The organism is Pseudomonas frederiksbergensis (assembly GCF_000802155.2).
Lineage (GTDB): Bacteria > Pseudomonadota > Gammaproteobacteria > Pseudomonadales > Pseudomonadaceae > Aquipseudomonas > Aquipseudomonas frederiksbergensis_A.
Window position 1 is genome coordinate 655,997 of the sequence record NZ_JQGJ02000001.1, and the last position, 17,905, is coordinate 673,901.

A 17,905-nucleotide genomic window follows, 5' to 3' on the forward strand; every position below is an offset into this window, starting at 1 on the left:
ATGCCACGTTACTTGCGCGCCGCTTCCCACGACTTCAGCAGCTCGGTGTAGCTCACCGTTTCGCCTTTAGGCTTCTCGTTCGCCAGTTTCGGCTTCGGAGCACCCGGTTGGTCGAACCAGTATTGCGCGTCGCGCTCAGGGTTCATCTTAGGTGCGCAGGTGGCTTGGGCCTTGGAGCGTTCCAGGCGAGTCATGATCGCGTCCTGGTCCTTGGCCAAGCCATCGAGGGCTTGCTGTGGGGTCTTCTCGCCGCTGGCCGCTTCGGCGATGTGGCTCCACCACAACTGCGCGAGGCGTGGATAATCCGGCACGTTGGTCCCGGTCGGGGTCCACTGCACGCGGGCCGGGCTGCGGTAGAACTCCACCAGGCCACCGAGTTTCGGCGCCAGGTCGGTCAGGGCCTGGGAGTTGATGTCCGACTCACGAATCGGCGTCAGGCCGACGATGGTCTTCTTCAACGAGACGGTCTTGGAGGTTACGAACTGCGCATAGAGCCAGGCCGCGAGTTTCTGCTTCTCAGGCGTGGACTTCATGAACGTCCACGAACCCACGTCCTGATACCCCAGCTTCATGCCTTCTTCCCAATACGGACCACGTGGCGAAGGCGCCATGCGCCATTTCGGCGTGCCGTCGGCGTTCACCACCGGCAGGCCCGGCTTGGTCATGTCGGCGGTGAACGCGGTGTACCAGAAAATCTGCTGGGCGATGTTGCCTTGGGACGGCACCGGGCCGGATTCGGAGAAGGTCATGCCCGCCGCTTCCGGTGGCGCGTACTTCTTCATCCAGTCCACGTATTTGGTGGTGGCGAACACGGCCGCGGGGCCGTTGGTGTCGCCGCCACGGGTCACGCTGGAACCGACCGGATGGCAGTCCTCGACACGGATGCCCCACTCGTCCACCGGCAAACCATTGGGCAGGCCCTTGTCGCCACCACCGGCCATGGAGAACCAGGCATCGGTGAAGCGCCAGCCCAGGGACGGGTCTTTCTTGCCGTAGTCCATGTGGCCATAGACGCGCTTGCCGTCGATCTCCTTGACGTCTTCGGAGAAGAACTTGGCGATGTCTTCATAGGCCGACCAGTTCACCGGGACACCCAGCTCGTAGCCGTACTTTTCCTTGAACTTGGCCTTCAGGTCCGCACGCTCAAACCAGTCGGCGCGGAACCAGTACAGGTTGGCGAACTGCTGGTCGGGCAGTTGATAAACCTTGCCGTCCGGCGCGGTGGTGAAGGAAATGCCGATGAAGTCCTTGAGGTCCAGGGTCGGCGACGTGAAATTCTTGCCTTCGTTGGCCATCAGGTCGGTGATCGACTCGGTCTTGCCGTAGCGAAAATGCGTGCCGATCAGGTCCGAGTCATTGACCCAGCCGTCATAGATGTTCTTGTCCGACTGCATCTGGGTCTGCAACTTCTCCACCACGTCGCCTTCTTGCAGCAGGTCGTGGGTCAGCTGGATCCCGGTGATTTCGTTGAAGGCCTTGGCCAGCACCTTGGATTCATATTCATGGGTGGCGATGGTTTCCGACACCACGTTGATTTTCATCCCGCGAAACGGCTCGGCGGCCTTGATGAACCACTTCAACTCTTCGAGCTGCTGCTCGGCTGTCAGCGTCGACGGCTTGAATTCACTGCCGATCCATTTTTTAGCGGCGTCTTCATAGGCGTCGGCCCAGGCCGTAGCGCTCAGCCCGCTGAGTGCCAGCGCGGCTGCCAATGAAACGCTATGTCGCAGCTTATTGTTTTTATCGAACATAGAGACCTCCTGTTTGGGTTTAAGAGCTTGATCGTCAAGTTGTTTGCGATTAGCCCCACCGCATCACTGCCAACAGCCACACCAAAGACAACGCGAACGCTATCCAGATGCTCCAGTCGGTGGCGCCGATAACCAGCAGATGCAGGTAGGCGCTACCGAGAAGACCGATAAACAACCGATCGCCACGGGTGGTGGCAATCGGCAGGAAACCACGCCGAGGTATGCTCGGTGAACGCAATTCCCATGTGGTCATGCCTATCAACAACAAGGCGATGACGCCAAAAAACGCCGCCGTCGGGACGGTCCAGTTCATCCATTCCATCATCGACTCCTCAGACCCGGCCCAGGGCAAAGCCCTTGGCCACGTGGTTGCGAACGAACCAGATCACCAGCATGCCCGGCAGGATGGTCAACACCCCCGCCGCCGCCAGCACGCCCCAGTCGATACCGGACGCCGACACGGTACGGGTCATGACCGCCGCGATCGGCTTGGCATTCACCGAGGTGAGCGTACGGGCCAGCAACAGTTCGACCCAGGAAAACATGAAGCAGAAAAACGCCGTGACACCAATGCCGGAACCGATCAACGGGATGAAGATCTTGGCGAAGAACTTGGGGAAACTGTAGCCGTCAATGTAGGCGGTCTCGTCAATTTCTTTGGGTACCCCGGACATGAACCCTTCGAGGATCCACACCGCCAGCGGCACGTTGAACAGGCAATGAGCCAGGGCAACGGCGATGTGGGTATCGAACAGGCCGATGGACGAATACAACTGGAAGAACGGCAGCAGGAACACTGCCGGTGGCGCCATGCGGTTGGTCAGCAGCCAGAAGAACAGGTGCTTGTCTCCCAGGAACCGGTAGCGGGAAAACGCATAGGCCGCCGGCAACGCGACGCCCAGGGAAATCACCGTGTTCAGGCTCACGTAGTACAACGAGTTGAGGTAACCGGTGTACCAGCTCGGGTCGGTGAAGATCACCTTGTAGTTGTGGAAAGTGAAATCGTGCGGCCACAGGGTCAGGCCGCCAAGGATCTCGGTGTTGCTCTTGAACGACATGTTCAGCAGCCAGTAGATGGGCACCAGCAGGAACAGGATGTAGATCAACAGCGGAATCAGCTTTCTCTTGCTCATGGTGCGGGCCTCAACGGTTGGCGTCGGAGTGCGTCATGGCGGTGTAGAACAGCCAGGACACCAACAGAATGATCAGGAAGTACACCAGGGAAAACGCCGCCGCCGGGCCCAGGTCGAATTGGCCGATGGCCATCTGCGTCAGGGTCTGGCTGAGGAACGTGGTGGCGTTGCCCGGCCCGCCGCCGGTGAGTACGAACGGCTCGGTGTAGATCATGAAGCTGTCCATGAAGCGCAGCATCACGGCGATCAGCAGCACGCTCTTCATCTTCGGCAACTGGATGTGGCGAAAGACTGCCCAGTTCGATGCCCGATCGATCCGCGCCGCTTGATAGTAGACGTCCGGGATCGCCCGCAACCCCGAGTAGCAGAGCAACGCCACCAATGAGGTCCAGTGCCAGACGTCCATCACCAACACCGTGACCCAGGCGTCCATGGTGTTAGCCGCGTAGTTGTAGTTGATGCCCAAGCCGTTGAGCGTCGAACCGAGCAAACCGATGTCGGCGCGGCCGAAAATCTGCCAGATGGTGCCGACCACGTTCCATGGGATCAGCAGCGGGATGGCCAGGATGATCAGCACCAGGGACGACCATTTGCCCTTGGTCGGCATGGTCAGGGCGATGGCGATGCCCAGGGGGATTTCAATCAGCAGCACGCACGCCGAGTAGATGAATTGGCGCAGCAGCGAATCGTGCAATCGTGGATCGAGCAGCACCTGCTTGTACCAGTCGGCGCCGACGAAGTAGCGGCTGGACTGGTCGAAGATGTCCTGCACCGAGTAGTTGACCACGGTCATCATCGGGATCACGGCGCTGAAGGCCACCAGCAGGAACACCGGCAACACCAGCCACCAGGCCTTGTTGTTCTGCACCTTGTTCATGGCTGCACCTCGCTCAACGGTTCCAGCAAATACTCATCGGCATAGACCATCAGCCATTGGGCCGGAAAACTGATGTACGCCGTGCCTTCCGGTACCGGCTTGTCTTCGGCCAGGCGCACTTTCAGCGGCGCGCCGTCGAGGTTGAGGGTCAGGATCTTGTAGGTACCCAAGTCTTCGACGTGGACTACATCAGCCCGCATCGCGTCGTCGTAAGGGCCGTCCCAGACGTGCACGAACTCGGGGCGGATACCGACCTTCAGGCTTTTGCCCTCGGCTTCGGCGATACGCCGTTGCAGGGTTTCGGACAAGGGCAAGTGGGTCGATCCGAAGCCGACGCCACCGGGCTGCGCCGTGACCTCGATCAGGTTCATCCCCGGGCTGCCGATGAAGTAGCCGACGAAGGTGTGGCTCGGGCGCTCGAACAAGTCCCGGGGCGTGCCGAACTGCACGATCTGGCCGCCGTACATCACCGCGATCTTGTCGGCGAAGGTCGAGGCTTCCAGCTGGTCGTGGGTGACGTAGACCATGGTGATGTTGAACTGCTCGTGGATCTGCTTGAGCTTGCGCCGCAGTTTCCATTTCAGGTGTGGGTCGATCACCGTCAGCGGTTCGTCGAACAGGATCGCCGACACATCGTCGCGCACCAATCCACGCCCCATCGAGACTTTCTGTTTTTCATCGGCGGTGAGGTTGCGGGCCTTTTTATCCAGCAGGTTCTGCAGGTCCAGGACCTCAGCGATTTCCTGCACCTTGGTGTGGATCCGCGCCTCGGCCATGCCCTGGTTGCGCAGCGGGAACGCCAGGTTATCGAACACGGTCATGGTGTCGTACACCACCGGGAACTGGAACACCTGGGCAATGTTGCGCCGCTCCGGGGACAGCTCGTTGACGACCTTGCTGTCGAACATCACCTGCCCTTCGGAAGGGCTGAGCAAGCCGGAAATGATGTTGAGCAAGGTGGATTTGCCGCAGCCCGAAGGCCCGAGCAACGCATAGGCACCGCCCTGCTCCCAGATGTGGTTCATCTCGCGGATCGCGTAGTCCTCGGGGCCCGCCGGGGTGCTGGTGTAGCTGTGGGCGAGGTTCTGCAAACGAATTTCGGCCATCAGGCAACCCTCGCAATACGCTGGCCCGGGGCTTGGACCAGCTTGCCCTGGGCGTCGAAGACAAACAGTTTATGGGTCGGGATGTAGATGCGGATCGGCGCGTCGACGTCGTATTCGTGCACGCCCGGCAAATGCAGCACCAACAGGAAGTGTTCGTTGCGTACGTGCAGGAACGTTTCCGAGCCGCTGATCTCGGCCACCTCGACGGTCACGGCCAGCTCCAGGTCGTCATCGTTGCTCGGCACCAGGGAGATATGGCTGGGGCGCACGCCGAAACGGAACTCGCCTTCGCCCACCGGGCGCAGGTCGACGTTCAGCGGGAAGTGGACGAAATTGGCGAAGCTGACTTCATTGTCGGCGATCCGTCCGGGCATCAGGTTGATCGGTGGTTCGGAAAACAATTCGGCGGCCAGGACGCTTTGCGGCTGATGATAGACGGAAGATGACTTGCCGCTCTGGATCACCCGGCCCTCGTGAAGAATGGTCGTGGTGCCGCCCAGGGCCAGCGCTTCGTTCGGCTCGGTGGTGGCGTAGACGGCAATGGTGTGGCGAGCCTGGAACAGCTCGCGCATCTCCTGGCGCAGCTCTTCGCGCAGCTTGTAGTCGAGGTTCACCAGAGGCTCGTCGAACAGGATCAGCTCGGCGTCCTTGACCAGCGCCCGGGCCATGGCCGTGCGCTGCTGCTGGCCGCCGGACAACTCCAGTGGATGGCGCTTGAGAAACTTCTCGATCCGCAACATTTTGGCGGTTTCCAGGACTTTGCCCTGGATGATCTCTTCGGCCACCCCCGCCTGGCGCAACGGCGAGGCGATGTTTTCGAAAACGGTCATGGTCGGGTAATTGATGAACTGCTGATAGACCATCGACACGTTGCGCAACCGCACCGGGCGCTGGGTGACATCGACGCCGTTCATCAGGATGCGGCCGCTGTCGGGCTTGTCCAGACCGGCCATCAGGCGCATCAGGCTGGTCTTGCCGGACAGCGTGCGGCCCAGCAAAACGTTGAAGGATCCGGGTTCGAAACTCAGATTGGCATCGTCGATCCAGGTCTGGCCTTCGACGGTGCGACAGATGTGCTCAAGCTTTAATGACATGGCTCGGCCTTTTTATTATTTGGAGTCAAGCGACCCGAATGCAAAAGCGAAAGCCGTGCCAGAAATCACAAGCCTTTGATCAGCCTGATATTTCCGTTAATTCGCAGGAAAAATGCGTTCGTTGATGAACAGAAGTGAACAATCAAGAATGAACAACTGAACAACCGACGGGTTGACAATGAACAATTTTGAACAACACTGAATGAACGTTTTACGCTAGCCTGGCCATGCAGGCCTGCCCCAGCACAAGGAGTCTGTGCGAGACTTGCCACAACAATAAAAACAGCTCCTGCGAGAGTGCCCCATGGCCGCACCTGCTCCTGCCTTGTCCCACGAGGCCATCATCCAGGCTTCCTGGTCCCGTTGCCGTGCCTTTGGCCTGAACCACCAGAGCGTGCCCGCGTTCGATCAACTGCCGGCCGAGGGCATCGCCCAATTGCTGGAGAGCCAGCATTCGCTGGTGCAGACCACTCACCAGGAAGTCCTGCCCTACTACGAGAATATCCTCAGCAATTCCAATTGCCTGATCATGTTGGCCGACAATCAAGGCCAGGTCCTGACGTCCTGGGGCACCCAGCGCTTCATCGAGCCGAAACTGGCCCACGGCTTCAGCGCCGGGGCGAGCTGGATGGAGCGCTGCACCGGCACCAACGCCATCGGCACCGCGCTGGCTTGCGAGCAGGCGGTGCATATTGAACACGATGAACACTTCCTCAAGGCCAACCGCTTCATGACCGGTTCGGCGGCGCCGATCTTCGATGCCGAGCGCAAGGTCATCGCTGTGCTGGACGTCTCCAGCGACAGCTACCTGCCGCCGTCCCACACCCTGGGCATGGTCAAGATGATGAGCCAGACCGTGGAGAACCGGCTGATCCTCAACCTGTTTCGCGGTGAACACTTCCAACTGACCTTCAATACCGGCCTGAACAACCTCGACAGCCAATGGGCCGGGCTGCTGATTTTCGACGAGACCGGTCAAGTCCTGTCCGCCAACCGCCGTGCCGACAACCTGCTGGGCCTGAGCCTGTCGCGAGTGAGCATCGAAAGCCTGTTCAAGGTCTCGCTGATGGAGCTGCTGAACCAGCCCGACGGCCTGCCGTTCGCCTTGCAAGCGTCCGGACGCAATCGCTTCCAGTGCTTGCTCAAACGGCCGAAACAGGTGTCGATCAAGCCGCGCATCTTCGCCGAACCGGCGCCGTCGCCGACGCCAGCGCCGGCCAATCCCGGCATCAGCCTCAACGCCCTGCACTTTGGCGACAGCCGCGTGGAAAAAGCCGTGCGCCAGGCCGAGCGTTTGCTGGAGAAAGACATTCCGCTGCTGATCCACGGCGAAACCGGTGTTGGCAAGGAAGTGTTCGTCAAGGCCTTGCACCAGGCCAGCTCGCGCTGCAAGCAGCCGTTCATTGCGGTCAACTGCGCGGCAATTCCCGCCGAGTTGGTGGAGTCGGAACTGTTCGGCTATGAAAAAGGCGCCTTCACCGGCGCCAATCAAAAGGGCAGCATCGGCCTGATCCGCAAGGCGGATCGTGGCACGTTGTTCCTCGACGAGATTGGCGACATGCCGCTGCCGACCCAGGCCCGGCTGCTGCGTGTGCTGCAGGAACGCTGCGTGCAACCGGTGGGCAGCGCCGAGCTGTTCCCGGTGGACATCCGCATCATCTCTGCCACCAACCGCTCGCTGCGTGAACAGGTGCAACTGGGGCGTTTTCGTGAGGATTTGTACTACCGCATCGGCGGCCTGACCCTGGAGTTGCCGCCCCTGCGCGAACGCAGCGACAAGCAGGCGCTGTTCAAGCGCCTGTGGGAACACCACCGTGAACCGACCCAATGGGCCGGCCTGAGCCGTGAAGTCCTGGAGTTGTTCGAGCGGCATCCATGGCCGGGCAATCTGCGGCAGGTCAGCAGCGTCCTGCAAGTCGCCCTGGCAATGGCCGAGGAACAACCGATCCGCCCCGAGCATCTTCCTGATGACTTTTTCGTAGACTTGGAAATGGATCCGGTGGAAACACCGGAGCCGCTGACGGTGGACTTGAACGATGCCGAGGATTTGAACCGCCAGCTACAGGCCGTGGGCGGGAATATTTCCCATTTGGCGCGGCGCCTCGGAGTCAGCCGCAATACGCTGTACAAGCGCCTGCGGCAACTTGAAAGCTGACACGAGACCTGTGGAAGCGGGCTGCCATTTCATTGAAACAACGGGTTAATCGAACGCACCGTTGAGCACTTCATAAATGATGCCGCTGGCAATCGCCACCAGAATCAAGTCCGTGCCGACCTGCTGCCATTCATAACCGTCATAGTGCGGCAAACGCCCTAGCAGGCGCCCGTCGAGCTTCTTGGCGATGCCGGGTGGCAACGGCTTGCCTCGGGCCAGGTTCTTCTGGATACCGGGAGGCAATGCGGGGCCGGGACTCCAATAATCGCGGTAGCCGCCGATCACCCCAAGGATGCCGCCACGGTCGATGTTCGGGCCGTTATGCCAGTCGCTGCCGCCACCGCCCTGGTTGCCCTTGTTCCCGGAGTTTCCTTGGCCGCCCTGGTTACCTTTATTGCCAGCATTTCCCTGGCCGCCCTTGTTGCCCTGTCCACCCTTGCCGCCTTGCCCCTGGCCTTGATCGAATTGAGCGTTTCCCTTGCCGTTCCCCGGGTCCGCGACAACGATCCCAGGGCCTGCGGCCAAGGCGAAACAGGTGACTGCAGCAATCAACGAGCGCGATTTGAACATGGCAGTTCTCTCAAAAAGGGGATATCCCCTGTAAAGATATAGAGACTAACGGTGATATTAGTTCCATATCACGCTTGCGTCATTTGCCAAGCCGACCTTGCGCGATTGCCCACACACCGCCGCCCTGCCCGACAGGCTGGCTGACCTGGCTTTGTATTATTCGTGACTTATTTCTGAGGCATGGTTGAAAACGTTGCCGGCCTCGACGGGCCACTGGTCGCCTTTGAAACTTCGCGCGCATCAAGCGGGTGTGTCTGGCTCAAGCTTTGCAGCGGACCGTGGTAGCAGCGCAGGACGACGTCTTCCTGGCGCGGCAGCAAAATTCTCAACGCTTGGTCAGCCACCGGAGATGTACCGTGTCAACTCTCAACGAAATTGCAGCGAACCACGCGAGAATGGCAAAGTTAAAGGAAGAAGAGTCGATGCGGCTAAGTGCAATTCAAAGCCAGATAGTGGGCAGTTTTGAAATACCATCGACGCAGCCTGCGAAGGAGATGTCGCTGCACTTTCTGACGAGGGCGCCGGAGCATGTTTTTGCCGAGGCGGTGCTTTGATGGCTTGCCCTGGTATTTGATCAACCTGTCGCCCGTTATAGAACGGGCGATTCACGTTTGCCTGCCCTGAATTTTTCCGTCCTTTCCCAAGCGCCATGCCTGCCTGCGCAGGACCTACCGTGATACCCATCACAGATCACATAGTCCGCTAAACAGGCAGTGCGGTATTTCGGCGCGCGAACGCTTATAAAGCGGACTGCAAAATCTGCTCGGCGAAAAAAAGCCGCGCGGCATTTTCGAGAGAACGAACTCTTTCATGGAAAACAAGGAACGAAAAAAATGACCACCGCTGAAGACATGCAAAGCACTGGCAAATACAGCCCCAAGTGGCAAGAACGCTTCGACTTCTTTGAAACGTATGGCGCACCAAACGACCCGCGCTACAAGGAAGCCGTCAAGACGCTGCCGGACTTCAAGAAAAAAATCCTGATCAACGCCAACGTGATCGCGTTTTTCTTCGGCCCTATTTATCTGTTTGTCCTGGGGCTCTGGAAGAAAAACCTCGCCCTGCTCGGTATTTTCCTGGCGATCAACATCGTATTGAGCGTGATCTTTGCGATCATCGGCATGGAATTCCCGCGGCCTTTGAGCATGGGTCTGAATATCGCCATGTCGATGATGTATGCGCTCATGACCAACTACGCCTACTACTTGAAAGAAATCAAAGGCGAACAAGGCTGGAATCCACTCAAGGGCATGCGTCTCTGAGGGCCCGCTTGATTGTCAATGCATAAAAATGACGCAAACCTTCAAGCCTGATGGTCTATTGGAAGTCGCCTGGGTACCCAGGCTTTCTTCCAAGGAGCTCGAAAATGGCTGACGACTTGAGCAACCGCGGACCGCGAGACCGGAGCCGCATCAACACTTCCGAAGAGTGGGAACTGAGATACTGGACGAAAGAGTTCGGCGTGACCGAAGACGAGCTCAAGGCGGCGGTCCAAGCCGTTGGCGCAGGAGCGGAAGATGTACGCAAGAAACTGAAGAAGTAAAACGAAGCCCTACCTCGCTGTAGGGCTTTTTTTGCAGAACGTGTTGGCGTCGTCCAATAAGCCTATTAGAAAAAATGAATTACCCGTCAAAGCGTTCGGTCAACAATTATGAACGCAGTCGTCTGACGAGGTAACAGCAATGACTATCGAAGCAGATACACTCGTACAACTGACCGAAGCCCTTCAAGAACGCGGCATGGTATTGGTATCCGAGGTGGCATTTATCCGCGCGCCGTATCGGCAGGATCATCATTGGATTTGCATGGTCGAGTAAGTAGAAATCCGCCGTGTTCCTTCTCGATCAGGAAGACCCCGGCGGAATGCCATCCTTGTTGAAATCCTTCAAACGCTCACGCTCCTGCTCGGTGGAATGGGCGGGCGTGTTGTCCTTGGGTTGCTCTTTTTTCTTTTCGTCGGCCATTGGTGTGCCCTCTCGCTAGGTGGTATGGGGTTGGGCACACCAGGGCGCTGGCAGTTCAATCCGAACGCGCCTGCGCCGAAAGCGGAACATCGAACACTCGATCGAATACCCACTGAAAACCGAGCGAATAGAAAAAGAAAAACACAAACAGCCCCAGGTTCGTTACCAGCGCTAATCCCAGGCTGATACCCAACCAGGCTCCAATCACCGGAGTCAGTACCAGGGTCAATCCGCCCTCGAACCCCAGGGAATGAAGCAGTCGGCGCTGCCAGTTGCGATGAACATTGGCTTGACGACGCTCCCACCATTCGAACAGGCCGTTGAAAAGCATGTTCCAGGCCAGCGCAACGGTAGAAATCACCAGGGACAGCAAGGTTGAATAGCCCATGCCCTGCTCATAGATGAGCGCAAGGGACGGCGCGACAAACAGCACACCACCGGCCTCATAAAGCATGGCCTGAAGAATTTTGCGAGCTGCGCCTTGCATCGATGGACTCCAGAAACTGGGGGAAGGAATCACAGCGTGGCAAGTTGAGCGCTCGCGCTCAATTGAGCTAAATTGAGCCACGCTCAACTGAGTAACTTCCCCGCCCATGTTCGCCAAACTGCCCCTCACCGCCCTGCGCGGCTTCGAATCCGCCGCGCGGCTGGGCAGCTTCAAGGCGGCAGCCCAGGAACTGAACATCAGCCCGGCGGCGATCTCCCATCAGGTCAAAAGCCTTGAAGCGTTCCTCGGTGTGCGACTGTTCGAACGCTCCAGTCAAAACGTGCGCCTGAGCGCTGACGGCGAACGCCTCCAGCCGTACCTGCACCGCGCCCTGCTCGATATCCAACACGGCCTGCAAATGCTGGCGCCGTTGTGTACCGCACAGTCCCTGGTGGTGAGCACCACGCCAGCATTCGCCAGCCTGTGGCTGATCCCTCGGCTCGGCGACTTTCATCGGTTGCATCCCGAGATTGACGTCAGGCTGCACAGCAGCAACGACATGGTCGACCTGCAACGTGACGCCAGCGTCGACCTGGCGATCCGTGCCCTCTTCAAGCCGGATCCTCAACTGTTCGAGCAACCTCTGCTGGATGAGTACTTTGGCGCTTACTGCCAACCCGGTTGGCAACCGCCCACAGCGGGCTCGCCCGTCGAACTCATCGACGTACCATGGCTGAGCAGCGCAAACGTCGCGGTCGATTGGGCTGCATGGTGCGCCAAGGCCGACACCCTGGGCTGGCTGCAGAACGCGCGTTACCGGCGTTATGACGAGGAACAGCATGCGCTGCAGGCCGCTGTAGCCGGGCACGGGCTGGTGTTTGCCAGCAATGTGCTGGTGGCTGACGCGGTCGCGCGTGGGGAGTTGGTTGATTACCGGCCTGAGGTTCGTTTGGCGGGGGCGCGGTATACCGTGGTGTGCGTGCCGGGGCGGGAGCGGCAGGTGGAGGTGCGGGCTTTTAGTGAGTGGGTGTTGGGGCGGAATGTTGGTTGAGTTGGATAGCACCATCAAAGAAGTTTGTTGCAGGACAAGGTGATTCTTCACGGAGAGCCACATTAGGATTGGAGGATGGAGACGGAGCTATTTCCTCGGAAAAATGCCGAAATGAAAATTCCGTCCCTGCGTCAAACCTCGGTGAGGACAGTACTGGCAGGATCCTGCTATCTTTTTTTGATAGCATGAGCAAAATGAACAACAGGCACCGGAAAATTTGGGAAGCGATCTACCACACGCCAACCAGCGCGACGGTAGTGTTTGCTGACATTGAGGCGTTAGTCGTCCATTTGGGCGGTCAAGTGTTGGAACGCCAAGGATCGCGGGTCAAGCTCGTGCTACGAGAGGCCCAGTGGCGCTGTCATCGGCCGCACCCCGGAAAGGAAGCCAAGAAATATCAGGTAGAAGAGGCTCGTGAATTTTTCCAGCGGGCAGGAGTAGAGCTATGAACAGCATGACCTATAAGGGTTACACAGCCCGAGTTGAGTTTGATGAGCGCGACGACATCTTTGTCGGCCGGGTCCTGGGCGTCCGTGACATCATCAGCTTCCATGCCGACTCAGTAGCGGAGCTACGAGCGGAATTTGCTGCCGCGATTGAGGATTATTTGGCGGACTGTGCCGAGCAAGGTATCAGCCCAGAGAAGCCCGCTTCGGGGAAGGTAATGCTGCGCATCCGCCCGGAAGTGCACGCCGCGGCTACCATTGCAGCCCAAGCCGCTGGCAAAAGCCTGAACCAGTGGGCGGACGAAGTGTTTGAACGAGCAGCACACGCTTGACCACAAACAAGCCCGGCACCAAACCGGGTCTTCAATGAAGCACTCTGCGGCTTTCCCCTATCCTTATGCGGTCAAGGGCGCGATTTAACGCATCCAGCGCCTTTAAAAGCGCTTGTGCCTCAGCTTCCCGACCATCTCCCCACAGGCGCTCAGCCATCTTGTTGAGCGCCAGGATCGATCGCTCGATTTCGGCAGCACTGGCTGTCGTTTTGTCGTCTGGTTGTTTCTTTGGCATGTTCACTGATGCTTTCTTCAAGGTGGGTCGGCGCTTTCACGTTACAGGCATACCACGAGGCACCCGACGGTGCACCTAAGCATCGCAGAGCGCCACACTCAAGCCCAGATGGCCGACTCTCCTGTGAATAATCAGCGTCCGCCGTAGCCTACTTCGCACCGCCGTTGCCACGATTCGTCTGGGCGTCCTGGTCGGACCCGGGGTTTCCAGGCGGCGGATTCCAATCTTCGGGCCTCTCGCCAGTGCCCTGCTTTGGCTCAGACTCAGCCTGTTCAAGACCGGAACCATGTCCTTTGCCCGTATCAGGCACGTTCTCATCTGGCCCTGGGTATGGCGCCTCAGGACCATTATTATCAATCACCATAATGCCTCTCCTGTCTGAAGCGCAGTTCTGCGCATACATTTGAGAGGGCTTGCTTACACAGGAAGTGCTATGTCCGCGACGAGTGGAAGCCCCCTTCGAAAAGGGAAAAGGCTCGATGCAGGAAACTATTGAAGCGCGCGGCATCACGCCGCAGCCCTGCTTGTTGCCCCCCAATCAGACACAGATGGGCTGCCAGACCAATCACTTCTGCTTCGCCTGGCAGATGAGCCAAGCGGCGACCCGTTCGTATCGCGAAGTCCAGTCGTGTTGTGTCAACCCGCTGCTGGAACTCGCCTACCAACGGATCGTGCAGCGACCAGGCGCGGATGGAAATTTCCCGATCAGGTTGTTTTTCAGCGGCAATGCTCAAGTAGCGTTTCAAGGTATCGCCCGCACTGCGCCCCTCCGCCGCATAAGCGAGCATGCGCCCCGTATAGTCTTCTTCCCAAGCGGTCAGCAACGTGCGGACAAAGTCTTCGCGATTACGGAAATGGTGATAGAACGATCCGCGGGTCACATTCAATCGGCGCGATAGACTCTCGGCTGAAACGCCAATGTGCCCCACTTGGTCGAGGGCCTCAAAACCAGCCGCGATCCAATGGTTACGAGTTAGTTTTTCCATCCGTTATTTCCCTCCCTGTTCTGCACCATACAGGCTGTGTATGGCGCCCAACCGATTGATACCTTGCGAACACCGGCGAAGATGGCCGTTGCGTTTCACACGCCAGCAGTTTTGATGGAGCTCGCCTTGAAGAAAATCGCTCTGGTTGCTTTCGACCAATTCACGGATATCGACCTATTCCTGATGTGGGACATCTTGGGCCGCAACACCGAAGACTGGCACGTCCGAATATTGGCTTCCAGCTCTATCGTGGTTTCGGCCCATGGCCTGGCTGTTTCAGTGCACGGTCCGCTTTGCGAGGCCAACAGTGCCGACGCGGTATTGTTCGTCAGCGGTAAGGAAGGGATACCCACCGCACTTGCCGCACCGGATTTCCTGCCATCGTTCGAACTTGACCCCAGACGCCAGCGAATCGGCTCGATCTGCGCTGGAGCTTTCATTCTAGAACGGCTTGGGCTGCTCTGCGGCCGGGCAACTACACACCCGGATGCACGATCGGGCTTGCAAGCCCTGGGACTCGAATCCTTGGACCAACCGCTGGTATGCCAAGGGAACGTGGCAACCGCAGGTGGATGCCTCTCGGCGCTTTATCTGGTGGGGTGGTTGGTCGAATCCTGGTTCAACGTAGACAAGCGCCGCGCGACGCTACACCCTGTTCTGCCAGCAGGCCAGCAAGCGCTCTACAATGCCCTGATCGGGCTGAGTATCCGCCAAGGAGAAATGGGCGCCGCGCAACAAAAAAAACGACATGGCATGTCGTCTTATTAGAACTCAGGAGAGAGATCCCAATGCCCCGAGAATTTGAGCTCATCACATCCGTACCAGTCCCCTCAAGGTCCGGCATCACGCACCTCTACAAATCGATGAACCTGGCGGACGCTTTTGCGATCCCGTTACCTGCCGGCACGTCCAGCAATCCAGATTTGCTGGCTCGTTTCATCCTTTCCCAGCAGCCATCCTGGATCGGATGGCTTATGAAAGTCCGAGACACCATCGCTGCCTGCTTTGGTCTCAAGACAGCCAGGCATTTGGCAACACTTGCTGATCGGATTCAAATCTTCAAGGTCTACAGCACGAACCAGACCGAAATCGTATTGGGAGAGGACGACAAGCACCTCGACTTCCGGATATCGATCCTGTGTTCCGAAGAAGCAGAGCCAGAACACACTCGCCAACTTGTGTTTTCAACCGTGGTCCATTGCCACAACCGTCTGGGCCGGGCCTACCTCTTCGTTATTGCCCCATTTCACCGCTTGGTTGTTAAAGCCAGCCTGCGCAGTGCAGCGCGCGTTGGTTGGCCTTTGGCTGCGTGAGCCGCGACACAAAAAATCCCGTGGCGAGGGAGCTTGCTCCCGCTGGGACGGTCCTACGCTTTGGGCGAAGCCGCCCCAAAAGGCATGGCGCTTTTTTTCCAGAAAACCGAACAAAGACTGAAAGCGAACCGGGTTCCTCGCCTTACTTGGCTTTTGCGCCCTTGATGTCACTGATGATTTTCCGGGAAATAGCCTCAACCTGCTCCTTGGTCATCGCCGACATGACGCCTTCCCACGCAGACGACGATGTATCATACGTTCGGGTGCCGATCAGCCGGCCTGATTTCAAGTCCGAATAATCTGCGCTGGAATTGACCCACGCATTCCCCACCATGACACCGGCGCCGTAGCGTGCACCCGGTGTGAGGTAACGGAAATTGCTCACGTTGATCTTGATACCAACACCGTCTTTGCCTCCAACGCCTGATGTTTGCCCCTCCGCAAGGCTGTAGCCGGCACGAGTCGCTTCGACTTGCAGTGCATCGCGCCATTCTTGTTTCAAGCGAGGCCAGTCCTCGTTCTGTTGAACCTTGCTGTTTCCCTGGAAGTTCACCACCAGGTTTTGCTTGGCTGACTCCTGGATGACCAGCGTTTCTGTCCCGCCGCTTTTGACGGAAGCAGCGCATCCGCTCAACATCAAAACGGCAACGGCACAGGACAGCGCAATCGAAAGCTTGGAGTTGTTCATTGATTTCCCTATCCAAAAGTCGGTGAGGTGGAGGTTAAGTATGTCCGCCGGGGCAGATGGGTTATAAGGCGCTCATTAACGGACGCTTGCCGGGGTCACTTCAACACGAAGAGCGATCCAGGCCAAGGCCGCAATCCACACGACGCATACGCCGTAGTTAAGCCTTTGGTACAGGCCGAATCCATGCCCTTCGGCGAATGCCTTGGACATCATCGCTACCGTCACGACAGCCAGGATCAAGCAAAGCATAGAGAACCTTCCGAAACCAGGTGACGACAACAGTCGTTTGCCGAGGAAAGCCCACAACACAATGGCCAGCGCCAGCGTGACGAACATGATCAAACCCGCCAGGTTATGAACCTGCTGGGAAATTGAAGGCTGCGCCGGCGCACATCCCTGATCACACGAAAAATAGCCAGCAGCAAAGCTCGCCAGGCCATGGAGCAATACTAAAACGGCGCTGAACAGGGCGAGGCGCGATCCCCCGAAGCTACGTATCAAACCTATCGCGAACAGTACGAACAGCACACCCAGCGGAAAGTTATTCACCCAGGCCGAATAACCATGCGTGGGAGCCCCTACCGCGCCCAACATACTCATCGCCTGGTCGAGATGGCTATAACCCGGATAGCCCAGCGACGTCAGCGCCACACCCGCGAACAACCAAAGAGGAATCAACAGCCCCAGTCCCAGCAAGATCCGGTCAATGGTTTTCAAAGTACGACGCTCCTTTTTAATGGCAATGGACCGCTCCGTCTCCTACGAAGCGTCGTCATGCTAGCGGGCGTCCCTCATGGAGGGTATCTATTTTTGCAAGCCAGCGGGTAGATGCGTCATCCTGTGGCCCCTTCGAACCATGGACGGTCCTTATGAGCAAATGCTTGCCGAGCACCCTTTTCGAGAAATTGGTATTGAAAAACGCGGCAGGTTTGAGCGCAGATCGGGGAAAAATCACGGTTTTGGTCCGTGTCATAAACCACAGCCGGCCTCCTGCCCCGTCCTGTTCGGCGAGCGACGCAAGCCTTGCCTATTGCACCTTTTCCAACTTTTATGAAATGGGCGACTGATTAATCGCCCATTTTCGTTATGCCGCCACCTGCGCTCGCAATCGTCGGCCAATCACATCCATAACATCACAGCCATCGCGCAATGACGTGGTCAGCAATTTGCAAAAATCAGTCAGCACCACCGTGTCTGAGCTGATGTCAGAGCGAAACGCGATATTTTCCAGAACCTGAGTCACCGTGCGAATGCGGTAATCGGCGGTTTCGAAAAGGACGTCTAGAGGCGCTTCGGTGTCGATGAGCAAGGTCGCGGGGATGCAGTCGATGCCGGTGATGGGCATGTATCGGGTCATGAGCAGTACCTTCATTCAATTGATAAGGACTACCACTCAATCGTCGCCAAACGAATGGGTGGCAGCTGTGCTCGGGTTGGCGAACCGGGAATGAAAGCGAACCGGCAGACTCGGAAGTCTCCCGCACACAGCTGCCATTAAGCAGTTTGCAGCTGCAAAAAAGCTCCACAGTGTAGCAGGAGCTTCTGCGCTTCATTCAATCGAGTCGCCAAACCCGAATCGCCATCTGGGCGACAGAGAGACAATAGGTTGCGCATTGAAATGCTGCAATGCGCTGGCTTCCGAGATTTGTGTAGGAATTTGCGTCGGAGCCCCTCGCGGCACTCGTTTGAGTCGTCATAAGCCGCAGCGAAGAGACGCAGGGGAAAGGAGACGGAAAAGAGGACAGTTTTTATAAACCAGCCAAAAAAAGACTTTCAT

The 17,905-nt window shown here is 58.0% G+C and carries 23 protein-coding genes; 10 read left to right on the plus strand and 13 right to left on the minus strand.

Features of this window, described 5'->3' with window-relative positions:
* Nucleotides 1-8: 8 nt before the first annotated feature.
* From JZ00_RS02940 to JZ00_RS02965, 6 genes are read right to left on the minus strand one after another with little or no spacing between them, the layout of a single operon-like run.
* Nucleotides 9-1,751, minus strand: a complete 1,743-nt coding sequence (locus tag JZ00_RS02940) for an ABC transporter substrate-binding protein (RefSeq protein WP_030142072.1) — start codon at nucleotides 1,749-1,751, stop codon at nucleotides 9-11.
* A gap of 49 nt (nucleotides 1,752-1,800) precedes the next feature.
* A complete protein-coding gene (locus JZ00_RS02945; protein WP_030142071.1) occupies nucleotides 1,801-2,073 on the minus strand; it encodes a DUF2160 domain-containing protein in 273 nt (90 codons plus the stop codon).
* A 10-nt stretch (nucleotides 2,074-2,083) separates the two neighbouring features.
* Entirely contained in the window at nucleotides 2,084-2,884 is an 801-nt protein-coding gene (locus JZ00_RS02950) for a carbohydrate ABC transporter permease (protein WP_014337490.1), read from the minus strand.
* A 10-nt stretch (nucleotides 2,885-2,894) separates the two neighbouring features.
* Nucleotides 2,895-3,761: a carbohydrate ABC transporter permease gene (locus JZ00_RS02955; protein WP_030142069.1), complete on the minus strand. Its 867-nt coding sequence runs from the start codon at nucleotides 3,759-3,761 to the stop codon at nucleotides 2,895-2,897.
* Nucleotides 3,758-4,867, minus strand: a complete 1,110-nt coding sequence (locus JZ00_RS02960; protein ID WP_039592770.1) for an ABC transporter ATP-binding protein — start codon at nucleotides 4,865-4,867, stop codon at nucleotides 3,758-3,760. Before JZ00_RS02960 ends, JZ00_RS02955 begins: the two co-directional genes overlap by 4 nt.
* Complete coding sequence (locus JZ00_RS02965) at nucleotides 4,867-5,961, minus strand: ABC transporter ATP-binding protein (protein ID WP_039592769.1); 1,095 nt, start codon at nucleotides 5,959-5,961, stop codon at nucleotides 4,867-4,869. The genes JZ00_RS02960 and JZ00_RS02965 overlap by 1 nt, the downstream gene beginning before the upstream one ends.
* Before the next feature lie 304 nt (nucleotides 5,962-6,265).
* On the opposite strand from JZ00_RS02965, the gene JZ00_RS02970 reads away from it, so the two are divergent.
* Complete coding sequence (locus tag JZ00_RS02970; protein ID WP_039592768.1) at nucleotides 6,266-8,116, plus strand: sigma-54-dependent Fis family transcriptional regulator; 1,851 nt, start codon at nucleotides 6,266-6,268, stop codon at nucleotides 8,114-8,116.
* Nucleotides 8,117-8,161: 45 nt separating this feature from the next.
* Here the strand turns inward: JZ00_RS02970 and JZ00_RS02975 are convergent, their stop codons facing one another.
* Nucleotides 8,162-8,686, minus strand: a complete 525-nt coding sequence (locus JZ00_RS02975; protein WP_039592767.1) for an anti-virulence regulator CigR family protein — start codon at nucleotides 8,684-8,686, stop codon at nucleotides 8,162-8,164.
* A 356-nt stretch (nucleotides 8,687-9,042) separates the two neighbouring features.
* Between JZ00_RS02975 and JZ00_RS02980 the strand changes: the two genes are divergently transcribed.
* The 4 genes from JZ00_RS02980 (at nucleotide 9,043) to JZ00_RS31695 (ending at nucleotide 10,503) form a co-directional block, all read left to right on the plus strand.
* Nucleotides 9,043-9,240, plus strand: a complete 198-nt coding sequence (locus JZ00_RS02980; protein ID WP_039592766.1) for a hypothetical protein — start codon at nucleotides 9,043-9,045, stop codon at nucleotides 9,238-9,240.
* A gap of 279 nt (nucleotides 9,241-9,519) precedes the next feature.
* On the plus strand, nucleotides 9,520-9,948 hold the full coding sequence (locus JZ00_RS02985; RefSeq protein ID WP_039592765.1) for a DUF2628 domain-containing protein: 429 nt from the start codon (nucleotides 9,520-9,522) through the stop codon (nucleotides 9,946-9,948).
* A 104-nt stretch (nucleotides 9,949-10,052) separates the two neighbouring features.
* Nucleotides 10,053-10,229, plus strand: a complete 177-nt coding sequence (locus JZ00_RS29865) for a DUF3606 domain-containing protein (protein ID WP_080942501.1) — start codon at nucleotides 10,053-10,055, stop codon at nucleotides 10,227-10,229.
* A 139-nt stretch (nucleotides 10,230-10,368) separates the two neighbouring features.
* Nucleotides 10,369-10,503 carry a hypothetical protein gene (locus JZ00_RS31695; RefSeq protein WP_268794786.1) on the plus strand — a complete coding sequence of 45 codons (135 nt, stop codon included), beginning with the start codon at nucleotides 10,369-10,371 and terminating at the stop codon, nucleotides 10,501-10,503.
* Nucleotides 10,504-10,705: 202 nt separating this feature from the next.
* On the opposite strand, the gene JZ00_RS02990 is transcribed toward JZ00_RS31695, so the two are convergent.
* Nucleotides 10,706-11,137, minus strand: coding sequence for a PACE efflux transporter (locus JZ00_RS02990; RefSeq protein ID WP_039592764.1), 432 nt, complete (start codon nucleotides 11,135-11,137; stop codon nucleotides 10,706-10,708).
* A 106-nt stretch (nucleotides 11,138-11,243) separates the two neighbouring features.
* Here JZ00_RS02990 and JZ00_RS02995 point away from each other — a divergent pair, with 106 nt between their 5' ends.
* The 3 genes from JZ00_RS02995 to JZ00_RS03005 are packed head-to-tail and all read left to right on the plus strand — an operon-like array spanning nucleotide 11,244 to nucleotide 12,906.
* Nucleotides 11,244-12,128 (plus strand): LysR substrate-binding domain-containing protein, encoded by an 885-nt coding sequence (locus JZ00_RS02995; protein WP_039592763.1) that lies wholly within the window; start codon nucleotides 11,244-11,246, stop codon nucleotides 12,126-12,128.
* Complete coding sequence (locus tag JZ00_RS31360; RefSeq protein WP_235433041.1) at nucleotides 12,125-12,577, plus strand: type II toxin-antitoxin system HicA family toxin; 453 nt, start codon at nucleotides 12,125-12,127, stop codon at nucleotides 12,575-12,577. Before JZ00_RS02995 ends, JZ00_RS31360 begins: the two co-directional genes overlap by 4 nt.
* A complete protein-coding gene (locus tag JZ00_RS03005) occupies nucleotides 12,574-12,906 on the plus strand; it encodes a type II toxin-antitoxin system HicB family antitoxin (RefSeq protein ID WP_030138077.1) in 333 nt (110 codons plus the stop codon). Before JZ00_RS31360 ends, JZ00_RS03005 begins: the two co-directional genes overlap by 4 nt.
* Nucleotides 12,907-12,937: 31 nt before the next feature.
* Here JZ00_RS03005 and JZ00_RS03010 read toward each other — a convergent pair whose 3' ends face one another.
* Nucleotides 12,938-13,141: a hypothetical protein gene (locus JZ00_RS03010; RefSeq protein ID WP_030138076.1), complete on the minus strand. Its 204-nt coding sequence runs from the start codon at nucleotides 13,139-13,141 to the stop codon at nucleotides 12,938-12,940.
* A 431-nt stretch (nucleotides 13,142-13,572) separates the two neighbouring features.
* Nucleotides 13,573-14,127 carry a TetR/AcrR family transcriptional regulator gene (locus JZ00_RS03020; protein ID WP_039592761.1) on the minus strand — a complete coding sequence of 185 codons (555 nt, stop codon included), beginning with the start codon at nucleotides 14,125-14,127 and terminating at the stop codon, nucleotides 13,573-13,575.
* Nucleotides 14,128-14,253: 126 nt separating this feature from the next.
* On the opposite strand from JZ00_RS03020, the gene JZ00_RS03025 reads away from it, so the two are divergent.
* Both JZ00_RS03025 and JZ00_RS03030 read left to right on the plus strand, forming a co-directional pair.
* Nucleotides 14,254-14,895, plus strand: a complete 642-nt coding sequence (locus JZ00_RS03025) for a DJ-1/PfpI family protein (protein WP_039592894.1) — start codon at nucleotides 14,254-14,256, stop codon at nucleotides 14,893-14,895.
* A gap of 20 nt (nucleotides 14,896-14,915) precedes the next feature.
* Entirely contained in the window at nucleotides 14,916-15,440 is a 525-nt protein-coding gene (locus tag JZ00_RS03030; RefSeq protein ID WP_039592760.1) for a DUF2867 domain-containing protein, read from the plus strand.
* Between the two features lie 142 nt (nucleotides 15,441-15,582).
* Here the strand turns inward: JZ00_RS03030 and JZ00_RS03035 are convergent, their stop codons facing one another.
* The 3 genes from JZ00_RS03035 to JZ00_RS03045 form a co-directional block, all read right to left on the minus strand.
* On the minus strand, nucleotides 15,583-16,128 hold the full coding sequence (locus JZ00_RS03035; RefSeq protein ID WP_039592759.1) for a DUF4410 domain-containing protein: 546 nt from the start codon (nucleotides 16,126-16,128) through the stop codon (nucleotides 15,583-15,585).
* A 75-nt stretch (nucleotides 16,129-16,203) separates the two neighbouring features.
* Nucleotides 16,204-16,845 carry a DUF998 domain-containing protein gene (locus JZ00_RS03040; protein WP_039592758.1) on the minus strand — a complete coding sequence of 214 codons (642 nt, stop codon included), beginning with the start codon at nucleotides 16,843-16,845 and terminating at the stop codon, nucleotides 16,204-16,206.
* 367 nt (nucleotides 16,846-17,212) lie between these two features.
* Nucleotides 17,213-17,485, minus strand: a complete 273-nt coding sequence (locus JZ00_RS03045; RefSeq protein WP_039592893.1) for a hypothetical protein — start codon at nucleotides 17,483-17,485, stop codon at nucleotides 17,213-17,215.
* Nucleotides 17,486-17,905 lie beyond the last annotated feature (420 nt).